15 protein-coding genes and 1 pseudogene are annotated in these 24,360 nt (G+C 43.1%); 7 read left to right on the top strand and 9 right to left on the bottom strand.

All coding sequences use genetic code 11. The features are described 5' to 3' along the window. Window positions 1–284: 284 nt before the first annotated feature. The 4 genes from RSJ42_RS04450 to carA all read right to left on the bottom strand — a co-directional run bounded on the left by RSJ42_RS04450 (window position 285) and on the right by carA (window position 7,428). Entirely contained in the window at window positions 285–1,193 is a 909-nt protein-coding gene (locus RSJ42_RS04450) for a hypothetical protein (protein WP_410509474.1), read from the bottom strand. Between the two features lie 291 nt (window positions 1,194–1,484). Further along, window positions 1,485–2,669, bottom strand: coding sequence for an argininosuccinate synthase (locus RSJ42_RS04445; RefSeq protein WP_410509473.1), 1,185 nt, complete (start codon window positions 2,667–2,669; stop codon window positions 1,485–1,487). A 431-nt stretch (window positions 2,670–3,100) separates the two neighbouring features. Beyond that, window positions 3,101–6,322 carry a carbamoyl-phosphate synthase large subunit gene (carB, locus tag RSJ42_RS04440; RefSeq protein WP_410509472.1) on the bottom strand — a complete coding sequence of 1,074 codons (3,222 nt, stop codon included), beginning with the start codon at window positions 6,320–6,322 and terminating at the stop codon, window positions 3,101–3,103. Beyond that, entirely contained in the window at window positions 6,322–7,428 is a 1,107-nt protein-coding gene (carA, locus tag RSJ42_RS04435) for a glutamine-hydrolyzing carbamoyl-phosphate synthase small subunit (RefSeq protein WP_410510320.1), read from the bottom strand. The genes carB and carA overlap by 1 nt, the downstream gene beginning before the upstream one ends. Window positions 7,429–8,163: 735 nt before the next feature. Here carA and RSJ42_RS04430 point away from each other — a divergent pair. The 4 genes from RSJ42_RS04430 to RSJ42_RS04415 all read left to right on the top strand — a co-directional run bounded on the left by RSJ42_RS04430 (window position 8,164) and on the right by RSJ42_RS04415 (window position 13,014). After that, window positions 8,164–9,618: a quaternary amine ABC transporter ATP-binding protein gene (locus tag RSJ42_RS04430; protein ID WP_410509471.1), complete on the top strand. Its 1,455-nt coding sequence runs from the start codon at window positions 8,164–8,166 to the stop codon at window positions 9,616–9,618. Beyond that, window positions 9,612–10,442 carry an ABC transporter permease gene (locus RSJ42_RS04425; RefSeq protein ID WP_410509470.1) on the top strand — a complete coding sequence of 277 codons (831 nt, stop codon included), beginning with the start codon at window positions 9,612–9,614 and terminating at the stop codon, window positions 10,440–10,442. The genes RSJ42_RS04430 and RSJ42_RS04425 overlap by 7 nt, the downstream gene beginning before the upstream one ends. Window positions 10,443–10,698: 256 nt before the next feature. Then, window positions 10,699–11,637 (top strand): glycine betaine ABC transporter substrate-binding protein, encoded by a 939-nt coding sequence (locus RSJ42_RS04420; protein WP_410509469.1) that lies wholly within the window; start codon window positions 10,699–10,701, stop codon window positions 11,635–11,637. A gap of 540 nt (window positions 11,638–12,177) precedes the next feature. Next, complete coding sequence (locus tag RSJ42_RS04415) at window positions 12,178–13,014, top strand: tetratricopeptide repeat protein (protein ID WP_410509468.1); 837 nt, start codon at window positions 12,178–12,180, stop codon at window positions 13,012–13,014. 29 nt (window positions 13,015–13,043) lie between these two features. Here the strand turns inward: RSJ42_RS04415 and RSJ42_RS04410 are convergent, their stop codons facing one another. After that, the gene (locus tag RSJ42_RS04410) at window positions 13,044–14,237 is read right to left on the bottom strand and encodes an acyltransferase (protein WP_410509467.1); all 1,194 of its coding nucleotides are present in this window, start codon (window positions 14,235–14,237) and stop codon (window positions 13,044–13,046) included. A gap of 707 nt (window positions 14,238–14,944) precedes the next feature. Here RSJ42_RS04410 and RSJ42_RS04405 point away from each other — a divergent pair. The 3 genes and pseudogenes from RSJ42_RS04405 to RSJ42_RS04395 all read left to right on the top strand — a co-directional run. After that, window positions 14,945–15,910: pseudogene (locus tag RSJ42_RS04405) on the top strand (ankyrin repeat domain-containing protein); the annotation flags it as partial. Window positions 15,911–16,217: 307 nt separating this feature from the next. Then, window positions 16,218–16,730, top strand: a complete 513-nt coding sequence (locus RSJ42_RS04400; protein WP_410509466.1) for a hypothetical protein — start codon at window positions 16,218–16,220, stop codon at window positions 16,728–16,730. Between the two features lie 509 nt (window positions 16,731–17,239). Then, a complete protein-coding gene (locus RSJ42_RS04395; RefSeq protein WP_410509465.1) occupies window positions 17,240–17,440 on the top strand; it encodes a hypothetical protein in 201 nt (66 codons plus the stop codon). 253 nt (window positions 17,441–17,693) lie between these two features. On the opposite strand, the gene RSJ42_RS04390 is transcribed toward RSJ42_RS04395, so the two are convergent. The 4 genes from RSJ42_RS04390 to gatE form a co-directional block, all read right to left on the bottom strand. Next, a complete protein-coding gene (locus RSJ42_RS04390; RefSeq protein ID WP_410509464.1) occupies window positions 17,694–19,124 on the bottom strand; it encodes an aspartate aminotransferase family protein in 1,431 nt (476 codons plus the stop codon). Window position 19,125: 1 nt separating this feature from the next. After that, a complete protein-coding gene (locus tag RSJ42_RS04385; protein ID WP_410509463.1) occupies window positions 19,126–20,604 on the bottom strand; it encodes an aldehyde dehydrogenase family protein in 1,479 nt (492 codons plus the stop codon). 448 nt (window positions 20,605–21,052) lie between these two features. Beyond that, on the bottom strand, window positions 21,053–21,538 hold the full coding sequence (locus RSJ42_RS04380; RefSeq protein WP_410509462.1) for a response regulator: 486 nt from the start codon (window positions 21,536–21,538) through the stop codon (window positions 21,053–21,055). A 567-nt stretch (window positions 21,539–22,105) separates the two neighbouring features. Continuing rightward, window positions 22,106–24,007 (bottom strand): Glu-tRNA(Gln) amidotransferase subunit GatE, encoded by a 1,902-nt coding sequence (gene gatE, locus RSJ42_RS04375; RefSeq protein ID WP_410509461.1) that lies wholly within the window; start codon window positions 24,005–24,007, stop codon window positions 22,106–22,108. Window positions 24,008–24,360 lie beyond the last annotated feature (353 nt).

Here is a 24,360-nt window from a genome sequence, read left to right as displayed (position 1 = left end):
ATCTAAGTCTTTTCTTTTAATGTTAAAGCTTTTCAGTTCAATGACTACTAACCAAAGATCTAGATAAGTAAACTTATGTTTTGAATAGGCACATTATTGCTAAAGTAATCGTTGATTAAGAAAAAGCCGGTATCCTTCGTCGACCTGTGAGTGCCCAGGTTACTAGATAACGTATTAACTAACAAGCTTCAGAATTTATCTAAAAAATCAAAAAATAGATCAAAAAAACGGAAATAGAGAATCGGACTGGGCATTAATAAAGATAGAATTATTATCACAAAAAATCAGCTGCAATAAATTCTGATGTAAGCTGTACATTCATTTATGTTTTTATTAAATCTATCAGTTGGTGGTAAAGAAATAGTTGGTTGTAAAGAAATTTCTTTGTAGTTACAATATTTGGTACTTTTATCTCCTCCGTTCCACATTACGCCAGAGGGCCATTTTTCGGGAACTTTACGACCAAAGAAAACAGCCGCACCAAATACAGGACAAGCCCATTTTTTTGATGCACCTCCAAAACCATGTCTGGCATAATAACTATCTCCTGAAGAAACTCCGCTTTTTTCTTCACACTCCATATCTTTTCTGCCTTTTGGACAAAAACAGTGTACAAGGTTTAAAATAACATCTGTGTTTTTGTTTTCGATTCCACCTTCTTTTAATCCAAAAATGTCATAACAAACACTTAAATAATATCTTACGCCATTTAGGGCAAAAGTACGTGAAAAACCATCTTCCCCAACTAAATAATTATCTGCTGGAGTTACATATCCTTTTTCTTTTTTTGTTAGAAAAAATTTTTTACCGGCAGCTTGAATACCATTTTTATCTATTGCCAGAGAAATCTGATCCCCATATAATCCATCTTTCTGGTCTCCAACTATACCAATGCAGACAAAAACATTTCTTTTTTCCTTTTTAAGTAGAGGAGTTATGTGTCTCACAATTTCCCTGTATACTTTTGCTCTATCATTACCTGCATTTATCAAACCCGCTGGGAACAGTATTATGCCATCGCCTTTAACGTTATCTAGAATATCGGATATAACTTTAGATAATATTTGAAAATTAATCTCTTTTGAAATCTCTTCTGAATAACAATGTCCTCTTTCTAGCTTTAAAATAACCGTTGAAATCCAATTTTTATTGTTAGTTCCTAGAGAAACTGTCTCTTTAGTAGTTTCATTCAAAAATATCAACCTTCGGCTTTCTCTTTGATAGTGTTTCTAATTTCCAACAATTGTTTATTATTAATAGATATTCATTTTATATTTTCAGCAGCCTCAATGATAGCCATAACTAGGTAAAATTAAGACCAATATTCTGATAGCTTCGGTAATATCCCGACTCAATTAGTTAGGAACCTTGAAACAAAACAAACAGAAACAATAAAATAGAAAAAAATATTAATTAAATGAAAAAAGTCATCCTGCCCTCCATTAAACAAAAAGGGCAGGCAAATAATTAAAAACGTCAAAATTTTATTTTTCCATCACTTTCCTGTACATCCTCGCCTGGAACCCGTGATACTTCGCAAACCCTTCCGCATCCTTCTGGTCAATGGTCTGGCTGTCAAACGAAACCAGATCCTCAGAATAAAGCGCATTTGGCGAGCTGCGGGCAAGGATAGTAAGTGCGCCTTTGTAGAGTTTCACTTTCACTGTACCTGTAACCCTTTCCTGTGACTTGTCGATAAACGCGTTGAGGTCAGCAAACAGGGGGTCGTCCACAAGGCCTGCGTATGCCATTTCGGACCACTGCTCTTCAACAATCTTCTTGAACTTCAGTTCCCCGCGGGTCAGGACGAGTTTCTCGAGGTCGGCGTGGGCTGCGAGGAGTACGGTTGCAGCCGGGTGCTCGTAGTTCTCACGTGCTTTTAAGCCGAGCACGCGGTCTTCGATCATATCGGTCCTGCCTACCCCGTTCTCGCCTGCAATTTCGTTCATCTTCTTGACAAGGGCGTAGCCGCCGAGCTTTTCGCCGTCGATTGCGACAGGTACTCCGGCTTCAAAGTCGATGTCAACGATCCTGGGCTCGTTCGGGGCATCTTCTGCGGATTTGGTCCACTCGAAGATCTCTTCCGGCGGGACAAAAGACGGGTCTTCAAGCCTGCCGCCTTCGATGCTGCGGCTCCAGATGTTTTCATCAACGCTCCAGGGCTTGGACTTTGTGGCTTCGACAGGGATCCCGTGCTCTTTTGCGTAATTGATTTCCCATTCGCGGGTCAGATTCATTTCACGCATGGGGGCGATAACGTCCATGTCAGTCTGGCGGAAGATGGCTTCAAAACGGAGCTGGTCGTTTCCTTTTCCTGTGCAGCCGTGGGCAAGGGCAACTGCACCTTCTTTAATGGCTGCTTCCACCACTTTTTTGGCGATCAGGGGGCGGGCTACGGATGTGCCCATAACATAGCCTTCGTAGTTTCCGTTGGCTTTTATCAGGGGGAAGATGTAGTCTTTTACGAACTCTTCCTTTGCATCGATTGTGTAGTGCTTGTTGCTGATTTTCTGGGCTTTTGCATCAGCTTTTTTGATTTCTTCTTCGGGCTGGCCGACGTCAACCGAAATTGTAATTACTTCATCGTAACCGTACTTTTCTTTGAGGATTGGGATGCACACAGAGGTGTCAAGCCCACCGGAATATGCAAGTGCAACTTTCTTTACCATGCTTTTACTACCCCTTTTAGCGGATATGTGATAAGAATCGAAAGATTGGCGCGTCAATTAAATGACAGGCTAATGAATTAATATATTAATGAACTGATCTGCTAACGGATTGACGTGTCATTTTGACGTGTTAACGAATCAATAAGTTAACAAATTGATCTATTTAATAGATTGATTTGCTAATGGGTTAATAAGATTAATAAGTTTAATAATTTTGGTAGCAGCAAGTTTAATCCTGTAAATTGACAGCTAACAGCTGGTAGATTCAAAAACTAATTATGTTTTGCCGGAGGATGGAAAGCCACCCAGCCGGCTGCGATTCAAATGAAATTTTCCGTTACCACAACGGTTTTTTAAGCAGTACTCTTTAACAGGCACTCCTTTAAGAGTTACCTGCTGACAGATTTTTTTCGAAAGATCTTTTCTTTACCTTACTGTTGTTTCTGTTCCATCTCTTTGTGGTATTCGTTGATGGATTTGATTGTAAGGTCCTGTCCTTTCTTCATAGTCTCAATAGCATCAGCCGCTGCAACTGCTGCCTGGATCGTGGTGATGTAAGGGACCTTGAAGTCGACAGCCGCACGCCTGATCCTGTAGCCGTCCCTGCGTGACATCTTGTTTGTGGGGGTGTTAATGATAAGGTCGACTTCGTCCCTGCGCATCATATCGATAACGTTCGGGCTTCCGTCGTGCACTTTCTTAACCGTGTCCATGAAGATGCCGTGCTGTGCAAGGTAGTTCACAGTGCCCCTTGTGCCCATGAGTTCAAGGCCTGCTGCTTGCAGTTTCCTGGCAGCTTCCACAAGCTCGGGCTTGTCAGCGTTCCTTATTGAAAGGAAAACCTTTCCTGTAAGGGGCAGGAGGTTGTCGGCTGCAAGTTCTGCCTTATAGTATGCCCTTCCGAAGTCGTAGTCAACACCCATGACTTCTCCCGTACTCTTCATTTCCGGTCCGAGGACAGGGTCTGCTCCCGGAAGCTTGTCAAAGGGCAGGAGGACTTCTTTAATCGAGACATGCTTTGGTTTTGGCTCGTCAGTGTAACCGAGTTCTTTCAGGCTGTGGCCTGCAATCACTTTGGCTGCGATTTTTGCAAGCGGAATTCCGACTGCTTTTGAGACAAAAGGAATTGTCCTGCTTGAACGCGGATTTGCTTCGAGAACAAAGACCTTCCCGCCTTTTTCTGCCATCTGCAGGTTAATCAGTCCTTTGACCCTGAGAGCCAGGGCAACCTTGCGGGTATAGTCCCTGACCTGGTCAAGAACCTCAGGAGAGAGAGACTGCGGCGGGATAACACAGGCAGAGTCTCCGGAGTGGACACCGGCTTCTTCGATGTGCTCCATGATTGCGCCGATAAGCACGTCTTTCTGGTCGCAGACTGCGTCGACGTCGATTTCACAGGCTCCTTCAAGGAAATCATCTATAAGGATAGGGTGTTCGGGAGAAACCCTTACTGCCTCTTTCATGTAGCGCTCGAGGTCGATTTCGTCATAGACGATTTCCATTGCCCTTCCGCCCAGAACATAAGAGGGGCGCACAAGTACAGGGAAACCAATCCTCTGTGCAACCTGAATTGCTTCCTGCTGTGAGGTTGCATACCCTCCTTCTGGCTGCGGGATTCCGAGTTTCTGCATGAGGAGGTAGAATTTTTCCCTGTCTTCGGCAAGGTCCATGTCTTCGGGATCCGTTCCCATGATCACGGTATCGAGGTCCGTCCTGCGCTTTAATTCCTTTTTCAGGGGGAGTGCAAGGTTAACCGAGGTCTGCCCTCCGAACTGCACAAGGACACCGTCAGGCCTCTCACGTTCGATCACGTTCATCACGTATTCCATTGTGAGTGGTTCAAAAAAGAGCTTGTCCGAAGTGTCAAAGTCAGTTGACACGGTTTCAGGGTTGTTGTTAATAATATGGGTCTCTATGCCCTCTTCCCTGAGTGCGGTTACTGCATGAACGGTACAGTAGTCGAACTCAATGCCCTGTCCGATCCTGATAGGTCCTGCACCGAGAATGAGGATTTTCTTTTTGTCTGAGGAGTTTGTCTCGCAGGTGTCTTCGTAAGTGGAATAGTAATAAGGAGTTGCTGCTTCGAACTCGGCTGCACAGGTGTCGACCATCTTGAAAGTGGCTAAAACTCCTGCGTCGTGCCTGAGATCGCTTATCTGCTCCCTAGTTTTCCCGGTCAGTTCTGCAAGGCGGCTGTCAGGGAAGCCCATCCTTTTTACTTCGCGCAGGAACTCAGGGGTCAGTTCTTCTGTCCTGATGCGCTTTTCCATCTCAACTATCTTTTTTATTTTTGAGATGAAGAAAGGATTGATGCTCGTGAGTTCGGAAATTTCCTTTATCGACATTCCCCTCTCAAGCGCGTGGAAGATAACAAAAAGGCGTTCGCTTGTAGGGGTCTTGAGAAGAGTTTTAATCTCGGGCTCGTCCCAATGTTTTATCCCTAACTGGTTATCAATATCAAGAGACTTGAAAGCCTTCAGGAGGGACTCTTCAATTGTCCTGCCAATTGCCATGATTTCTCCAGTGCTTTTCATGGCTGTGGTCAGGGTCTTGTCTGCGGTGGTAAACTTGTCAAAAGGCCACCTTGGGATTTTTGTAATCACGTAGTCAAGAGCAGGTTCAAAAGAGGCAGGCGTGCTCTTGGTAACGTTATTTATGATTTCGTCAAGGGTCATCCCTATTGCAATCTTTGCGGTTACGCGGGCAATCGGATAGCCTGTTGCTTTGGATGCAAGGGCTGAAGACCTGGAAACCCTCGGGTTTACCTCGACAATTCTGTAGTCGCCTTCTTTTAAGGCGTACTGGATATTGCATCCCCCTTCGATCTTGAGGGCACGAATGATCTTAATTGAGGCGCTCCTGAGCATCTGGTGCTCTGCATCTGAGAGGGTCTGGGACGGGGCAACTACTGCCGATTCTCCTGTGTGCACTCCCATGGGGTCGATGTTTTCCATGTTACAGATAACGATACAGGTATCGTTTGCATCCCTCATGACCTCGTATTCAACTTCTGCCCACCCGAGAACGCTTTCTTCGATAAGCACCTGGTTAATGCGGCTGCGCCTGAGCCCGCGTTCCGTAATTTCAAGGAGTTCTTCTTTCGTGCGGGCAATTCCGCCGCCAGCTCCGCCGAGTGTGTAAGCCGGGCGGATAATAAGTGGAAGGCCGAGTTCTTCGACAACTTCTTCGGCTTCTTTTAAGGAATGGACTGCCCTGCTCAGAGGCACTTTTTCCCCTATGCTGAGCATGGTCTCCTTGAAAAGTTCCCTGTCTTCCGTGTTTTTGATGGCTTCTACAGGAGTCCCGAGGATCTGAACACCGTATTTTTCAAAAACTCCCATTTCTGCAAGTTCACTGGTAATATTAAGGCCAGTCTGCCCGCCAATGCCTGCAATTATCCCGTCAGGGCGTTCTTTTTCAATGATTTTTTCAATGATCTTTGCATCCAGGGGCTCAATATAGACCGAATCCGCCATTTCCGGGTCGGTCATAATGGTTGCAGGGTTTGAGTTTACAAGCACAACCTGCACGCCTTCTTCTTTTAAAGACCTGCACGCCTGGCTTCCTGAGAAGTCAAACTCTGCAGCCTGCCCGATTGTGATCGGTCCTGAACCTATAAGCAAAACTTTCTTAATATCTTCATGTTTCGGCATCAGAGATCCCCTCCGAGGACCTTCACGACCTTGCCAAAGAACGTTTCCTCGGTATCAAGAGGGCCTGCCTGGGCTTCAGGGTGGAACTGCACACTGAAAATGTCCAGGTCTTTGTGGGAAACCCCTTCAACGGTTTTGTCGTTTGCGTTCAGGTACTTTACATAGAGCCCTGTCCCTTCAAGGGAATCAGCATCGACAGCATATCCGTGGTTCTGCGAGCTTATGAAAATTTTATTCTCGATAAGGTCCTTTACAGGCTGGTTTCCTCCCCTGTGCCCGAATTTGAGTTTATATGTCCTTGCTCCCATTGCAAGGGAAATGATCTGGTGCCCGAAACAGATCCCTGCAACAGGGATCGTGCCTGCAAAGGCTTTTACGGCATTGATTGCATCAGTTGCTTTTTCCGGGTCTCCGGGCCCGTTTGAGATAAAGAGCATGTCAGGTTCATAGCCTGCAATTTCTTTCGGTTTTGTGGTTGCAGGAACCAGGGTAAGATCAATTCCCCTCCTGTGCAGGTTGTTTATGATATTCCTCTTTATGCCGAGGTCGACCACAACCGCATGTTTGGGTTTGCCGCTTCCCTTCCAGGCGCCGGGTGCTCCCTGGATAAAGTGGGGTTCCCTGCATGTTACGCGTGCAATAAGTTCTTCGTCCGTTACCTGCGGAAAGTTCCTTGCCACATCAACGGCTTCTTCCCCATCGTCACTGCCAGTGATAAGGGCTGCACGCATGGTCCCGTGCTCCCTTGCTCCTATTGTGAGCATACGGGTGTCCACGCCTTCGATCCCAGGTTTTCCTTCATCCTCCAAAAATTTGTGGATAGAACGGGTGGATTTGTAGTGATAGGGGTTTTTGCAGGCCTCCCTGACAACAAGCCCTTCAGCATGGATGTTGTCGGATTGGAACCTCTCTCCGCTGACCCCATAGTTCCCTATAAGAGGGTTAGTAAACATCAAAATCTGGCCCTTATAGGAAGGGTCAGTCAGAGCCTCCTCATATCCTGTGAATTGAGTGGTAAAAACGAGTTCGCCGCAAGCTGTGCCTTCAGCACCAAAACCGGTGCCCTTAATAACTGTTCCGTCTTCTAATCCTAGTACTGCTTTCATCATCTGAACCTGCGAGTAAATGTCATAAGACATGTATAAGTGTTGCGATGACTTTCCTGATTCTACGGGTTTTCGCTATTTTTTCAGTCTTTTAATATATAAAACTTTCAATTAAATGTTTTCTTCCGGAGAGCGACCTTAATAAAGTAGAGAAAAGACCCCTTTTAAAAATATAATTCATTTACGAATACAAACATGTAAAGGACATACAACATTTAAGCGAGTCCGGTGAATGCCCAGTAATATAATAGACATAGATAGATAATAGATATTGACAGATAATAGATATAGATAAATAATAGACATAGATATCACTTGCATTATAAAATCAGAGCATTATATTGATGAAACGTACAGCCAGACTACTTTTCTGAAACATTAATATGTTAAATTAATAGTAAATTTCATACATTTACGTCACAAATCCATAAGATATTTATGCCAATTTTATACCTCCAGAATCAAATTATATATAAAGATTTCGCAAAAATATTATATATAATTGGTTAAAATATAACAATCAGAAAAATAAACAGATTAACCCGTAAATATCACAGGTTCTCTAAAAACTATATTTCCGGTTCTCGGAAATCAATAGTACAGAGTTCAGAATAAGTTTGAATAGTATTTGGTTTTGATTTCTGGCTTTTGTTGCAATCCTGTAACAATAAATGACCTTTTGTGAAAACTTTTTATTATTTTTGAAACGCCTTCGGAAAAAACCGGGGTATTATCATGGAAAAAAAAGTAAAAATAAAGGTACGAAACGTCACGAAAGTTTTTGGCAAGAATCCGAAAAAAGCGGTTTCACTTTTGAACAGAGGCTTATCCAAAAACGAAATTTTTGAAAAAACAAAACAGACCATAGGGCTCAACAATGTTAACTTTGAGGTCTACGACGGAGAGATTTTCGTAATAATGGGACTTTCGGGTTCCGGAAAGTCCACTCTTTTGCGCTGTCTGAACCGCCTTATCGAGCCGACTGAAGGAGATATCCTTATCGATGGGCAGAATATTACCGGAATGAGTCCCGAAGAACTGCGAAGAACCCGCAGGAACAAACTTGGGATGGTCTTTCAAAATTTTGCCCTGCTCCCGCACAGGACCGTGCTCGACAACGTAGCTTACGGGCTTGAGATTCAGGGGATCCCTAAAGAAGAGCGTTATTCAAAGGCTCTTGAAGCCATAGAGACCGTGGGGCTCAAAGGCCATGAAAACAGCAGAATAACACAGCTCAGCGGAGGCATGAAACAGAGGGTCGGGCTTGCGAGAGCACTTTCGAATGACCCTGACATCCTGCTCATGGACGAGGCTTTCAGTGCCCTTGACCCGCTTATCAGGAGCGATATGCAGGACGAGCTTCTCGCACTTGAGGACAGGGTGCAGAAGACCATTATCTTTGTCTCCCACGACCTGGACGAAGCCCTGAAAATAGGCGACAGAATTGCCCTTATGAAAGACGGGGAAGTTGTGCAGATAGGGACTCCGGAAGAAATCTTTACAGAACCTGCTGATTCCTATGTCTCAAAGTTCGTTGCAGGCGTTGACAGGTCAAAAGTGTTTAATGCCGAATCTGTTATGAAACGGCCTGAACCATTAGTTTCCGTCAATTCCGGGCCAAGGGTTGCCATCCAGCTGATGAAAGACCACGGAATCTCCTCGATTTATGTGGTTGAAGGAAAGAACAGGCGCCTGAAAGGCATACTTATGATAAAGGATGCCCTTGAAGCTCTGAAAGCAGGAAAAAGCCTGGAGTCAGTAATGGTTTCGGAAATCCCCTGCGTGGCTCCTGATCTGCCCCTTAACGAAATAATCCCCCTGATTGCAGACAGCCAGTACCCTCTTGCAGTGGTCAATGACTCAAGAAAACTGCTCGGAATCATCGTGAGAGGCAGCGTACTTGGTGCTCTTGCAATGTCAGGAGAAAACAAGCAGCATGAAACTTCAGAAAGAATGGATTCAGAAGACCGAAATTCAGAAGAAAATATTTCTGGAGAGAAGCCTCCCGAGAAAACCGTTCTGATCGGCAAGAATAAAGGTGAAGCCGGGCCTCCATCTGAAGGCGTCTGCTTTCCGGACAGTGTAATAAACAGCGGAACTGACAGCGGACCTGTACCCGCTGAAGCAAAAACAAACAGGGGCACAACCAGGTCTGATGAAGTTTCAGGTCAGGAGGTGAAAATATGCTGATTCCGAGACTCCCGGTCGGAGACGCTGTCGAGTTTGCCGTAGACTGGATTGAAGACAGTTTCGGCACCATTCTTGACCTTATAAGTGAGAAGCTTGACTTCCTTATAGCGGGTTTAAAAGACGCCCTGCTTTTCCTGCCTCCTGAGCTTTTCATACTCGCAATTTCCCTGCTTGCATACTTTGCAGGAAAGCGCAATATCAAGCTTGCAGCCGGAACTGCGTTCGGGTTTTTCCTTATCCACAACATGGGGCTCTGGGTACTCTCCATGGAGACACTTGCCCTTGTGCTCTCTTCTACCCTGCTCGCTCTCATTACAGGTATTCCAGCAGGCATCCTCTCTGCAAAGAACGATATTGCTTACCACCTGACAAAACCCCTGCTTGACCTTATGCAGACCATGCCGTCTTTTGTCTACCTGATCCCTGCCCTGATCTTTTTCGGGCTCGGAAATGTGCCAGGCATGATCGCAACCGTTGTCTTTGCAATGCCTCCAGCAATAAGGCTTACAAATCTCGGGATCAGGCAGGTCCCAAAAGAGCTTACCGAGGTTGCTGATGCTTTCGGCTCCACAGGCTGGCAGAAGCTAACCAAAGTGGAATTGCCTGTTGCTCTCCCAACAATAATGGCAGGGGTTAACCAGTGCATTATGCTCTCGCTCTCCATGGTGGTCATTGCAGCCATGATAGGAGCCCGCGGGCTCGGTTATCAGGTTCTTTTCGGAATCCAGAGAGTGGACATAGGCATGGGCTTCGAAGCAGGGCTTGCAATTGTTATAATCGCGGTTGTCCTTGACAGGATCACCCAGCATCTAAGCCCTAGGTAATAACACCTGGCTCAAAATATTCTGGTTCAGGAGATTCAGTTAAAATATTTCAGTCAAAAATATTCCAGTCCTGAATTTCGATCCTGTTTTCACCTGAAACGGGCTCGGGATCAGGACATTTCTCACATTAACAGGGGCACCCTCTATACCTCAAAAGATGGTGTGTTATCATTCAAACCCTGAATTAATCAAAAGACTAAAAGAAAACCAAAAAGTAAACCAAAATCGAAGAAAACGAAAATAGGTTGTAGATAATTTGAAAAATCTAAAGTTAAACCTCAAAGGAAAAAAATTCGGATCGGTTCTGGCAATCGTTCTGATTATAGGACTTTCCTTCTTTACAGCAGGCTGTACAGAACAGGGAAATGAAAACGTAGAAGGGGCAGAGTCAGCCCCTCCAGGTGAGACATCAGAATTCAGCGAACCAGTTAAGATAGGATATGTCTTATGGGACGGGGAAATTGCAAGTACCAATGTGATGCAGCAGGTCCTTGAACAGGCAGGATACGAAGACGTAGAAATTATTGCAGTTGATGCAGGTCCCCTTTATCAGGGAGTTGCTGACGGGCAGTTTGATTTTACCACCTCGGCATGGCTTCCCTATACTCACCAGAACTACTGGGAAACTTACGGCAACAGGATCGATTCCGTCCAGACCAACCTAGAAGACTGCAAGATAGGGCTTGCCGTTCCATCTTATGTAACCATTGATTCCATCGAAGAGCTCAATAACGAAAAAGATAAATTTAACGGCCAGATCATTGGCATTGATCCTGGAGCAGGCATTATGCAGGCTTCGGAAACCGCAATCAATGAATACGACCTTGACATGGAACTTGTTTCAGGCAGCAGTGCCGCAATGACCGCTTCCCTGAAGAAGTCGGTGGACTCAGAAGAATGGACAGTTGTGACCCTCTGGTCCCCACACTGGGCTTTTAACCGCTGGGACCTTAAATACCTGGATGACCCGAAAGGTGCCTATGGAGAAGCTGACCACGTCGAAACTCTTGCAAGACAGGGCCTTGAAGAAGAAAAGCCAGATCTTTACGGCATCCTGACCCGTTTCCAGTGGACCCATGACGATATCCAGGCTGTCATGATGGACATTGAAAGCGGAATGGCTCCTGAAGAAGCCGCAGCAAAATGGGTTGAAAACAACCCTGAAAAAGTCAAAGAATGGATAGGAGAAGAGTAAAATTCTTTTCCTCTAATCTTTTTTCACAAATTAGATTCTCATTTTTGTATTAGATTCTCATTTTTGTTTTACAAATATAATTCTCACTTTTTCCACAAATTTTATTCTTCTATCATTTCGCAATTTTTTACTTCCAACCTTTACTCCCAACCTTTTATTCCCAGCCTTTTACTCCCAATTATTCCATCACATTTAATGTTCGTCGTTACCTTAAGATTTCAGTTTTAGATATTATAAACACAGCCTGTAACCAGCTTACCGGGCAAAGACAACTGATAAGGTACATTACGGGATACATAATAGTATACATGGACCTGTGATACATCCTGCATCAATAAAGCGAACATCCTGCCAGGCGCTGCCAAGTACATTCAATGTTATTATATTATTATATCAATTCTTATAAGGATAGTTTTCTGCTTTAAAGAAAATCATTCAGAGTACAAATTGTGGACGGAATGCTGTTCGTGTTCTGAAAACCGGCACTTGATTATTTTTACTGCTGATAGTATAAGACAAAAAATGGCAAAGGTAACAAAAATGGCAAACATACTCAGAGACCTTGATAAACTGGCTGAGGAGAATTACAAAAAAGCCAGGGTTTTTTTCCAGATGGGCAAATATGAAGAGGCTCTTGCTTCTTACAGGGAAGCGGAAGAAGCGTGGAAGAAAATGGCAGGCCTGCTTATTGAAAAAGGGAAACAGGAGAGAGGAAAAGAGTTCTTTGAAAAAGCTCAGGAAGCCCGGTCTTTCTGCGGAATGTCTCTTTTCAAACTTGGGAGGCTTCAGGAAGCCCTGAATATTGTTGATTCGGCTCTTGAAATTAAACATGAAAGCCCGACCGAATTGTCTAACAGAGGCTTTGTGCTCTCTGCCATGGGCAGAAACGAAGAAGCTCTAGAAGCCTTTGAAAAGGCTCTTTCTCTCGATCCCGAGTCCCCTAAAATCCTGACCAGCAAAGGAATCGTTTACTTCAGGATGGGGCTTCCGGAAAAAGCCCTGGAAACCTTCGACAGAGCTCTTGCAGCCGAGCCCAAACAGGCTTCGGATTGGGCATGCAAACTTCCGAGATTCAGCTTCTTCTCACGAAACAAAGCCCCAATTATGAGACCTGACAATGCCGAGACCTGGTACTGGAAAGGCAACGTGCTTCTGGAAATCGGGAAAAAAGAAAAAGCCCTCGAAGCCTATAAAATGGCTCTTGAAAGCGACCCTGACCATCTTAACTCACTTCTCACCGGAGGAGACCTGCTATGTGAATTTTCCGAATATGGTGAGGCTTTCAAATGCTACGTGCATGCCCTGAAGCTCAGCCCGCGAAATGAAGCTGCAAAGCAGGGAAAAGTATTCTGCGAATCCAGGATTAATGGTAATTAATCCAGGATAAAGGAATTAAGGCATTACCCTCAAGGTACAATTATCCTGACCAGGGGTATTTTTTTCATTATCGTTACGATAATCAGGGATGCAATGAACAATAAAGCCGTAACCATCGGAATAAATAATGCAAGGCCCAGGTAAGAAGGAGACAATAAAAAAACATCGTATAATCTGTAATGTACGTAATAATGCAACAGCATTGGGTGAATGAGGTATATCCCGAGGGAAGCACCTGCAACGGCATTTATAATCTTACACATTATGGATGGGGTGACCAGAGACATCCGTTCTGCAGCTTCCCGAAGCAGGATGAAAAGGCATATCGCATACATTGTTTGCGTTATGTTCATTGACATAAATTGATTATCGTATTCTCCGATACTCAGGCTCATAAAATAGGTTCCAAAGGACATGAGCATTATCGAGCCAGTTACTACCATAAAAGATAGAAAAATTATTTTACTGGTTATCCTGGTATTTTTAATAGCATGTCCGGCAATATACAAACCGAGGTTTCCAGTTGCGATTTCCAGGGGTATTCCAATATCGTATCCGAAAAACTGAATTAACTGGTTGAAAGGCGTGAATAAAAACCACAATGCAAGGAAAAAATAAATGTCATGCATAGTCACATGTGCCAGAACTCTGCGCAATACAGGTGTTATTATATATAATCCAATGATCGAGTACAGGAAATGAAGGTGATAAAAAACCCTGTTAGCCAGAAACCTTTGCACGAAATCCTCAGTAAATATACTGAATACATCATATTTGTTTGAAAATATCATGTATATCATTGACCATGCAATCAGAGGTATAACGACCTTTCGGAGTCTTTTTGAAAAAAAGGCCAGATCATCTTCCTGCTTATCCAGCAAAAGATAACCGCTAAGGACAAACAGTATAGGGACCGCAAAACGTATTATTGCATTATATACATTAGCTGCCCACCAGTCCATCCATGGAATCTGGTTCCAGGAAGAACTGAAATTGTCAACATGGATCGCCACAGCTGCAAATATAGCTGTTATCCGGATCAGATCAACCCAGAGATACCTGTTTACTGGTACCGATTCGGAAATTATATTCTCCGTCAAACCTGTATTCTCAATAAAACCTTTATTACCAATTAAACCTGTATTCTCGATAAAACCTGTACTCTCAATAAGACACTCATTCTCAATTAAACCTGTATTCTCAACTAAACCCACATCATCCATTGAACTCCTCAGATCCTTATTAACTATTTTACCATGAATAACGACGCCTTTTACTCATAATTTAAGCTCCATTAAGATTGAAATCAAAATTTTATCGCAGCTTTGAGCAGCCTTGAATAAACACTGGATAGTGGAAAGAAGACATTCTTTTATTTTCAAGTGATGATATACTTGAAAAGGAATGAAAGCGATAGAATATAATTAAATGACAATTATTTCAGGACATTAACCAAAAAAAGCCAGTTATTTACTCATTGATGAACTGGATAAACGAAGAATTTGGATTATGTTAAATATATACATAAGTAAATCAGTTAATGCGTACTATAATAATTTTATATATTAGTCTTTCGAAATTGATCAATAATTCACTAACATTCACAGAGTATGGAAAAAAAGAAAAAAATGGCAGATATACCCATAAGTCGGATTGATTGGCTGAAGAAAGCTACAAATCTTTCCAGACATACTCATTAAGTTTGTCTGATCATATAGTAATATTGTTTTTTTGGAGCCATGGCGTTGTGAAATCATAATGTCCGACGTTGAACCGGATATTGTTGCATTTCATTGTTAACGTAAAAATTTCCTGATTTAAGAAAACAATTCATAAACCAGGCGGACATATAGTTGCATAGTTCTGTGATCTTAGTAATGGACAGCGTATTCTTTTAATTGCGTGTTTCAATTAAAAATAAAAGACAGCAGCATTCTGGCAGACGGCAAAATGTGAGAGGTTTTAGGAGAAAATATTGATGGACTTTATATCTAATTTATTTGGCAAAGATAAAAACCAGAACTTTTTAGAGGCTTCCAGATTAGGGCAGACAGAAAACGTAAAAAAACTTTTGAAAAGCAATAAAATCGATATTAACTCGCAGGATGTTTATGGTAGAACTGCTCTGGTTTCTGCAGCGAACAAGGAGTACAGGGACATTATAGAACTGCTTATCGAAGGCGGTGCCGATCTCAATATCCAGGACGAGAACGGCGATACTGCTTTAATTTCTGCGGTGAAGGTTGAGCGTGGTGACATTGTTGACCTGCTCATTAAAAATGGCGCAGATCTCAACCATCAGGATAAAAACGGAGAGACTGCCTTGAAGTTTGCAGTAAAGGTAGGATACAGGAATATTGCTGATCAGCTTATTGAGGCCGGTGCAGACCTTAACGTCCAGGACAGGAACGGTGAAACGGCTTTGATCTGTGCTGCAGACAGGGCACAGAGGGATGTTGTGGAGCTGCTTATTAAAGCCGGTGCAGACCTTAACCTCCAGGATAAAGGCGGCAGCACAGCTTTGCATGAGGCAGTAAAAATCGGTCATAAAGGTATTGTTGAGCTGCTTGTCAATGCAGGTAGCGACCTTGATATTCAGGACAAAAACGGCAATACTGCCTTGATGTATGCAGCAGACAGAGGGTACAGGGACATTGCAGATTTGCTTATTGAAGGTGGTGCCAGCCTCAACATCCAGAATGAATACGGGCTTACCGCTTTGATATTTGCGGCACAGACTGGGCGTAAGGATATAGTTGAACTCCTCATTAAAGCCGGTGTAGATCTTAACATTCAGGACAAAAATAACAAAACTGCTCTGAATATGGCAGCAGAAATAGGATTTAACGAAATTGTAGATTTGCTTATTAAAGCCGGTGCGGACCCCAGAATTTAAATTAAGCTTCATATAGAACCCTAAATAAAAATTGAGCTTCTTATATAACTCTAAATATAAATTAATGTTCTTATAGAACGTTAAATTTAAATTAAGGTCCAGGTATTCTGTAGAATAATCGTTCGTATAAAGGGATCAGGAAAGACACGTGTGCATATGTTCAAATTTCGAACCCGGTCCGTTACAGTTCATCGAGTTCGTTATGCTTCATTAGATCGTGACGAACGGGCTCTAAAGCTCCGCATCCCTGCTTTCCCCATTACAACAGAATGAGCAGGAAAAGCCCCAGTATAATTGATATACCATCATGACAATCCTTAAAGCTATGAAAAGCAGCAAATCCGAAGGTTCTGTTTTAGCTTCGCATTCTTCTGACCGTGCAGCCAGCGAAAATCATGAAAAACTACCTGCAGCGCAGCTTACTCATACTTACGAATCAGCTACGTTTTCATGTTCTGCTCTTGACCAGTTCAGAGGACTTTTACCTGACTTCAATAACAGACTCTCTCCTGAGAGGGACCTCGGGCTTTCTTCTCCCGGGCATTCCCGCCTGAGCCCTGAATCCGTTCCGAGGCTTGTTTCCGATTCTACCCTCGGGCTTGTATCAGCTTCTCTCTCAAGCCCATTAAGCGGGCTTAAAATTGAAAAGCCTGAAATGCCTGCAGGAATCGGGCTTGAGATTAAACCTGACCTTGCTGGGAGAACTCTTGCAGGAGATAAAATCGGCTCTCTCGCGCTTGGCGCAGACTTTCCGGTAGGGCTTGTTGAGAGCAGGATGCTCACTCTCAGACCGGCTGAAAGTGAAACAAAAGAGAAATAAGGACTGAAAGAAGAGCAGAAAGCAAGAGAAGGGCGGAAAGAAGAGCAGAAAGCAAGAGAAGGGCGGAAAGCAAGAAAATGCTTGAAGTTACTATTAAACCCGAGCAGTGAAGCTGCCCTACTATCTATTTTTATCAGGCCAAAAACGCTCACTTTTTTCCAAAACGTTCTTCTTAACTCTCTCTCCAGCCCGAATAAAAGTAGACGTTTTTTATTGGTTCATATAAAAGAAATCAAAATATAGACACCAATATCCCTAAAAGGCTTACTGCTATTGCAAAAATAGTTATAAAAATAATTAAAACAGAACCCTCGTTCTCAAACCGGTCACTGTTCTTATAATCCATGTTATTAAATATGTCACCATTACATAAAAATACTTTCCAGTTATACAGGACAGAGATTAAAAATACTATATCCGAAACTTTTTCTTTGAATATAAGCCGTAAGATTTGTTTACTTACTAAAAGGAAATAAATTCGTCCATTCTCAAATTAAGAGGTGTTTCTATTGCTTGAAGGATGGGTTGAAAATTGTCCTGGGAAAGGAGAAAATATCGGACTTATGGAATGCAGGAAATGTGAATACTTCACTAAACTGGACTGCATCTTTATAATCTGCGGATATAGAGGAAGGTATTCCAAAAGAAGAATTGCTTACAGAGAAAATAGATTGGAAAAAAGGCTATTTTCAGAGATTGATGAAGAATAAAGTTAGGGAAATTAAATTCATGAGGATGCAGTTGAATTCAGGGTTATTTTTATTCCAGAAGCTCTGCTGTACATGAGGCAAAAAGACCGGGGACTATAAAATTCTGATTTTCTCCGGCTCCTTTATCATAAGAATCCCAGCAGTCTTTTTAACGCACAGCTAGCTAAAGTTTAACGCTCAATTATACGGGTTACACTAAATTGTACAGGTTTTCTGAGTTATGCGAGTTTTTACCTGTTAATTTTATACCTTTTTATCTCACCGCTCTTCTCAGCGCTTTTTCGAATTTATCGAGCCCGAGGTCGGCTTCTTCATCGGTCATTACAAGGGGTGGAGAGAACCTGATTACTGAATCCCCGCATGGAAGCAGCAGGATTCCGTCTTTAAAGGCTTCCCTGATTATCCGGTCTCTCAGGATCGGGTCTATGGATTCATCAGGTTTTACAATTTCTGCGCCTATCATCAGGCCGAGCCCCCGGACATCTCCTACGCAGGGGAAATTTTCCTGAAGCTCCCTGAGGCGGTGCCGGATATGAACACCCATTTCCCGCACGTGATTTTCTGTATCTTCTTTTTCCAGGAACTCAAGGGAAGCAAGGGCTGAGGCTGATGAGAGGAGATTTCCTCCGAAAGTATTTGAATGGACACCCGGAGGCCAGTCCATAAGATGGCTGTCTGCAAGCATCGCGCCAATTGGAAGGCCTGCTCCAAGGGCTTTTGCAAGACAGGTAATATCAGCCCTTACGTCAAAATTTTCCATGGCAAGGAAAGGGCCTGTCCTGAAACAGCCTGTCTGAACTTCGTCAGCTACAAGGAGAACATCATTATCCGTGCATATTTTCCTTACTTCTTTATGAAACTCAAGAGGTGGGACTATATAGCCTCCTTCACCCTGGACAGGTTCGATAAAAACTGCAGCAGTGTCTTCAGGACTTAATTCTCTTCGGAAAATAAGGTTTTCAATCTGCTTTGCACATTCGATCCCGCAGGAAGGATAATCAAGCTTCATGGGGCAGCGATAGCAGTAAGCATAGTGAGTGTGCACTGTGCGAATTGTAGGGAAATGCTCTTTTTGCCGGACTTTGGAACCGGTTAAGGAAAGAGCCCCTAAAGTCCGGCCGTGAAAAGCATTGTAAAAGGCGATAAAGTTCTGGCGTTTTGTCTTCCACAGGGCAAGTTTCATTGCAGCCTCTACGGATTCGGCTCCGCTATTGCAGTAAAAGACTCTCGAGTAACCTGAAAGTTGCCTTAGCTTTTTTGCAAGTTTTAGCGGAGGCTCGGCAAAAAAGTCTCCGTACCCGCAGTGGACCATTTTATCCAGCTGTGCAGAGATAGCAGCTTTAACCTCGGGGTTTGAATACCCTGCGTTCATAACAGCAATCCCTGCAACAAAATCAATGTACTCTTTTCCGTCAATATCTTTAACTACGGAGCCTTTTGCCCTGTCAACGACCAGAGGATAGGGGCGGGCTACGCATGCAGACACCATATTGCAGTCCTGCCCTATGATCTCTCTTGCTTTTGGGCCAACCGTATCCAGAAGCCCTACTTCCTGTTCGAAGAAGTTGAATTCCTTTTCAAGTTCTTTTATTGTGTTCTCTGTTCTTTCCGTTTTGTTTGAGTCCTTCCGTTTTTCAAGCTTTTCCGGTTCATCGTAATCCAGAGTGCCACCCTCTTCCCACATTTCATACAGTATCTATCTGGGCTTTTTGCAGCCTGCCGCTGTAGTCTATGTACACGGCTTTTACTTCGGTAAATTCTTTAATTGCCTCTGTCCCTGCTTCCCTGAAACCGTTCCCGGTTCCTTTTATGCCCCCGAAAGGAAGGTGAACTTCGGCGCCAATTGTGGGGGCATTAACGTATGTGATCCCTGCTTCCAGTTTATCAATTGCCCTGAAAGCGGTTCTGACATTATCAGTATAGATTGCCGATGATAGGCCGTATTTTGTGTTGTTTGCGACCTCTATTGCTTCGTCAAGATCCGAAACCGCAATTATGCTGAGCACGGGCCCGAAGATTTCTTCCTGTGCAATCCTCATCTCCGGCCTGACATCAGTAAAAATAGTCGGCTCGAAGAAATAGCCAGGAAGGCCTGGGTCAGTCCTGTTTCCGCCAAGCAGGAGAGTTGCACCTTCCTCCTTTCCTATTCTGACGTACTTTTCTATTCTTTCAAGCTGGGATTTATTGATTACAGGCCCTACATCCGTTTCAGGCAGCAGCCCATTGCCCACCCTGAGAGATTTTGTCTTTGCAAGCAGCCTTGCTATGAATTCATCCTTTATTTTTTCATGAAGGATTAGCCTGCTCGTAGCCGTGCAGCGCTGGCCTGTTGTCCCGAAAGCCCCCCAGACAACACCCTCAAGGGCAAGTTCAAGGTTAGCGTCGTCCATTACAATTACAGGATTTTTGCCGCCCAGCTCCAGGGAAACACGTTTCATGTTTTTTGCGCATTCTTCCATAATCCATTTCCCTGTATCAAGGCTTCCTGTAAAGGAAATTGCTCGTATTCCGGGATGCTGGACTATGGCCTTTCCTGTGCTCCCTCCGGGTCCGGGTACAACATTTACAACGCCGGGAGGCAGGCCTGCTTCCATAAGGATTTCTACGAGTTTTATCGAAAGCAGGGGCGTATCACTTGCAGGCTTGATCACAATCGCATTTCCTGCTATAAGGGCTGGCATAATCTTCCAGCTTGGAATTGCTATGGGAAAATTCCAGGGTGTTATCATGCCCACAACCCCTATTGGCCTGAGCACTGTCATGCAGAACTTATCCTTGAGTTCGGAGGTTGTTGTCTCCCCAAACATCCTTCTGCCTTCCCCTGCAGCATAATTGGTGATATCTATTGCTTCCTGTACGTCTCCCCCTGTCTCAGACAGCACTTTTCCCATCTCTTCTGTCATGAGTGCGGCAAGCTCTTCTTTTCTTTCCTGAAGTATACGGGCTGCCTTTAAAAGAACATCAGCCCTTTTCGGAGCCGGGACTTCACTCCAGACCTTGAAGCCCTTTTCTGCAGCCTCAACCGCTCTGTCCACGTCCTCAATTCCTGCTATCTGTACTGTGGCAAGGTTTTCAAGAGTAGCTGGATTGATGTCATCAAAAGTTTCCCCGGTTGATGAGTCTCTTGACTCCCCACCTATCAGTAACTTATACTCAGTAACCACAAGACCCCCCTAAGAACAACGATATAATACCACATAAATGTATCCAGAAAACAGTTTCGGCTGGACGTAAATATTTTGAGAATTTTTTACTGTCCATTTAAACAAAATTTCTTTATATAAACAAACTAAAGAAAAATTAAAAAATCAGGATATTTATACCTGATTTTCAATTTAAAAAAAGATCCTAAAGTATGAAAGCGTTCGATTAAAAATGAAGCCGAATATTATAGAAAAATTCGAGTGATTAGTTCACTTAATTCATCGCTTAATTATAATATTCTCTTAATGCTTAATGATAATATTCACTTAATTATAATATTCAAATTATAATATTCACTTAATTCATAATATTCACTTAATTATAATATTCACTTAAGTATAATATTCACTTAAGTATAATATTCACTTAATTCATCGCTTAATTATAATATTCACTTAATTCATAATCTCAATAACAGGACCTTTGATTTACGATTTGACAAATCTGCTGTGAAAGTTCGGAATACTGGGCTTTTGGGTCTCCCCTTTTTTGAACAAAAGAATCCACGCCGTTTTCAATTGCTTTACTCATTACTTCTTCTTTTCCCACTCCGGTAAACAGAATAAAAGGGGTATTAATTCTTTTGTCGCGGATAGTTCTCAGAAAAGAAATGCCATCCATACAGGGCATGTCATAGTCCGAAACCACCACATCATAGGAAAGTTCATTTAGCTTTTCCAGAGCCTGTCCTGCTGATTCTACTGTATCAGAGCTTATGTCATGGAATACTTCCAGGAATGTCTTTGATAACTCAAGGAATAACGGATCGTCGTCTACAAGCAGTACTTTCATGGGGGTTTTCTCCGTAAGTTTATTGTGAACAGGATTATGGTTACATAGTATCGGAACTTTCAGTCCGTCCACTATGGCAAGAACTTCATAGTTCAGTTGCATTTTTGTAGTTTCCAAATGAAACTGAAATATGCTAAGCTAAGGTATATTTCATACTCACGTTCCCCTTTTGCAAGCTCAACCCCGGAAGACAGGAATTAAGTCTTCTGATATGGTATGGTTTTGAAATACCATTATAGCATACTTGTCAACTGAATTTTTATGTGACAAGTAATAAGATCTTTCAGTTAATATAAAAAGTTTACTTAATCAAATAATATACTAAAAGGACTTTGTATCCGTTTTATCGTTTACTATCAAAGAAGATTTTCTTGTCTATAAAAAAGTTAATAAAGAAGCGAAAGAATTAAAATAGAGAAAGTAGGAACTAAAAAATAAGAAAAATATCGGCTAAAATATGTAACCGAGCTAAAATATGTAATTAAAATTGAAGGAACCGGAAATCAGAAGATAAGTGAAACAATTAATTGCTGTAAAGTTAATTGCTGTAAAGTTAATTGCTGTAAAGTTAATTGCTGTAGTAGAGATTAAAGGAAAAACTGGAGAAGATTAAAAAGAGAAAATTGCAGAAAATAGTATGAACAAAAGTGCAGGAAAAAAGGACAGGGATTAACCCTGACTGATAAAACTATCCAGCTCTTTTTTCAACATTTGGCTCAGAATCTTTCCGTCAACTTTTCCTCTGTACTCTTTCATGACAATGCCCATTAAAGGACCAAGAGCTGCAGGGCCTTTGTCTTTAATGAAATCTCCTCTTTCCCTGACCATTTTTCTAATGAAGTCTTCAACCTCTTCGGGATCGAAAGCGCTCAGACCTAGTTTGGAAACCGCCTGCTGAACTGTCATTTCGGGCTCTTTTGAAAGTGCAGTCAAAAGGTCCTGAATAGCTTCTTTTGCAATCTCCTGATTTGAAATGGCTGCAAAAACTCCTCTGAAATGCTCATCTGTGAGGCTGTCCGTTTCTGCACCGTTTCTCCTGATCTCGGGGACAATTCCTACAAGAGTCCTGGCAATCAGGGTAGAGTTAACATACTCATCACCGCTGTAAGTTTCCAGCAAATCCTCGAAAAGAGGGAGATGCCTGGAATAAGCTATCTTTTCGGCAAGCTCTTTATTCAGGCCGTTCTGGGAAACAAACCTCCTTGCCCTTTCAGTAAGGAGTTCCGGAGTTTCTATAGAATCAAAGTATTCCTGTGAGATTTCTATCTGAGGAACATCGGTTTCAGGATACATCCTTGCCGCACCCGGGAGAGGGCGCATATAAGCAGTATTTCCGTCGGGCAGGGCTTTTCTGGTCTCTTCGGGTATTCCTGTAATAGCTTCTTTTGCCCTGTTAATTACCGCCTCAATTGCAAGCCTGGCCTTTTCAGGCTCATCTGCAACCATAACAAAGGTATCTTCAGGACCTGCCCCTATAGCGTCCCTGACAGCCTGCACTTCCTTTTCAGTTATCCCATAATTAGGAAGTTCGTCCGTGTGGAAGATTCCTCCGACACCTGCAGTTTTTGCCCTATCTGAAAACTCGGTCCCGAGCCTTCTGCCAGGCTGGACTTCCTTGCCTACAAGCCCCTTGAATTTCCTGAGCAAGGCAGCCAGAATTGCTCCTTTCTTTACACCTTTCTGCAGGACTTTGGATTTGGTATCCATGAAAAGCCCTGTTACGTCGTAGATTTCTTCGCAGACAAAGGCTTTCCTTTCAATGAGTTCCTGCCTGATAAAAAGCAGATTCAACTGCCGTTCAACTTCCCTGCGGACAATGTCTTCTATAAGGTCAAGTGCCTGGACTCCTTTGATTTCAACCCTTGCGCCCCTGGCAATTGAGATATTAACATCCTGCCTGATTGTTCCGATCCCTCTCTTTACCTTTCCAGTAGACCTGAGGATCATGCCAATATATTCCGCAACCTCACGGGCGTGTTTCGGGGATTTGATGTCAGGAGCAGTTGCAATCTCTACAAGGGGGATTCCAAGCCTGTCAAGGGAATAAACGATTGAATCCCCTATTTCCTCTATTTTCTGGGCAGCTTCCTCTTCAACACAGAGGCTTTCAATACCGCATCTGCCTGTTGCCGTTTCAATATACCCGTCGCTTGCAAGGAATGCAGTCCTTTGAAAGCCGCTGGTGTTTGACCCGTCCACAACTATCTTTCTCATCACATGCATCTGGTCGACAGGTTTCATATTGAAAAGCTTTGCAACCCCCAGGGAGATATCCAGGGCTTCCTTATTAAGTTCCCTTGGGGGCTCTTCATCGTTTTCAATGAGGCATGTAGTATCATATGCCCTGTAAATATACTTCCTTCTGATCTTGGTCTGCTCCACTGCAGCCCTGTCTTTCTCTCCCATCTCACTTTCCGTAGCCCTGAGGTACCTGAAAAATTCACAGTTGGAATCTCCGATATCCCTTATAAGGGTCGGACACCTGCAAAAAAGCTTTTCTTTTGAGTCAAGCTGCTGGTGAATTTCAAGACCGGCTTTCAACCCAAGTTCACTGTAATCGTATTTTTCCATAATTTCACCCGAATCTAAGCAGGAAGCGCCTTAATCCTTCTTAAACCTCTCTTATTATCCTTAATTTCTCTGGTTTCCCTTTAGCTTTCCTTTAGCTTTCATTTGGCTTTCCTAAACTCATCCTTAAAATCTAGCTCTTTTTGCTCTCCTTTTCCTTTTAAGTCCATCGGCTCGCTACTACCTTTTCTTATTAACCCTCTCTTTCTGCGCCTGGTTCCTTTCTTAGCTCTTTTAGGTGTTTGCTGGCAGTTGTGGCAATATTAACGAGAAACTATAAGAAACTGAATGTAAAAGGTTCGGTAGAATGTATAAAGGTATCTCTGTATATAAAGTAAAATGATTACAGCCCCCCA

This window comes from Methanosarcina hadiensis, from assembly GCF_046529725.1.
GTDB classification, from domain to species: domain Archaea; phylum Halobacteriota; class Methanosarcinia; order Methanosarcinales; family Methanosarcinaceae; genus Methanosarcina; species Methanosarcina hadiensis.
This window is presented reverse-complemented; position numbering and strand designations above follow the sequence as displayed.

What these genes read in the sequence shown, in the direction of transcription:
- carA (WP_410510320.1), bottom strand. Translation starts at nt 7,428, where the DNA reads ATGAAAGCAGTACTAGGATTAGAAGACGGAACAGTTATTAAGGGCACC.
- gatE (WP_410509461.1), bottom strand. Translation starts at nt 24,007, where the DNA reads ATGGAAAAATACGATTACAGTGAACTTGGGTTGAAAGCCGGTCTTGAA.
- RSJ42_RS04400 (WP_410509466.1), top strand. Translation starts at nt 16,218, where the DNA reads ATGACAATCCTTAAAGCTATGAAAAGCAGCAAATCCGAAGGTTCTGTT.
- RSJ42_RS04445 (WP_410509473.1), bottom strand. Translation starts at nt 2,669, where the DNA reads ATGGTAAAGAAAGTTGCACTTGCATATTCCGGTGGGCTTGACACCTCT.
- RSJ42_RS04430 (WP_410509471.1), top strand. Translation starts at nt 8,164, where the DNA reads ATGGAAAAAAAAGTAAAAATAAAGGTACGAAACGTCACGAAAGTTTTT.
- RSJ42_RS04415 (WP_410509468.1), top strand. Translation starts at nt 12,178, where the DNA reads ATGGCAAACATACTCAGAGACCTTGATAAACTGGCTGAGGAGAATTAC.
- RSJ42_RS04410 (WP_410509467.1), bottom strand. Translation starts at nt 14,237, where the DNA reads ATGGATGATGTGGGTTTAGTTGAGAATACAGGTTTAATTGAGAATGAG.
- carB (WP_410509472.1), bottom strand. Translation starts at nt 6,322, where the DNA reads ATGCCGAAACATGAAGATATTAAGAAAGTTTTGCTTATAGGTTCAGGA.
- RSJ42_RS04390 (WP_410509464.1), bottom strand. Translation starts at nt 19,124, where the DNA reads ATGTGGGAAGAGGGTGGCACTCTGGATTACGATGAACCGGAAAAGCTT.
- RSJ42_RS04380 (WP_410509462.1), bottom strand. Translation starts at nt 21,538, where the DNA reads ATGCAACTGAACTATGAAGTTCTTGCCATAGTGGACGGACTGAAAGTT.
- RSJ42_RS04425 (WP_410509470.1), top strand. Translation starts at nt 9,612, where the DNA reads ATGCTGATTCCGAGACTCCCGGTCGGAGACGCTGTCGAGTTTGCCGTA.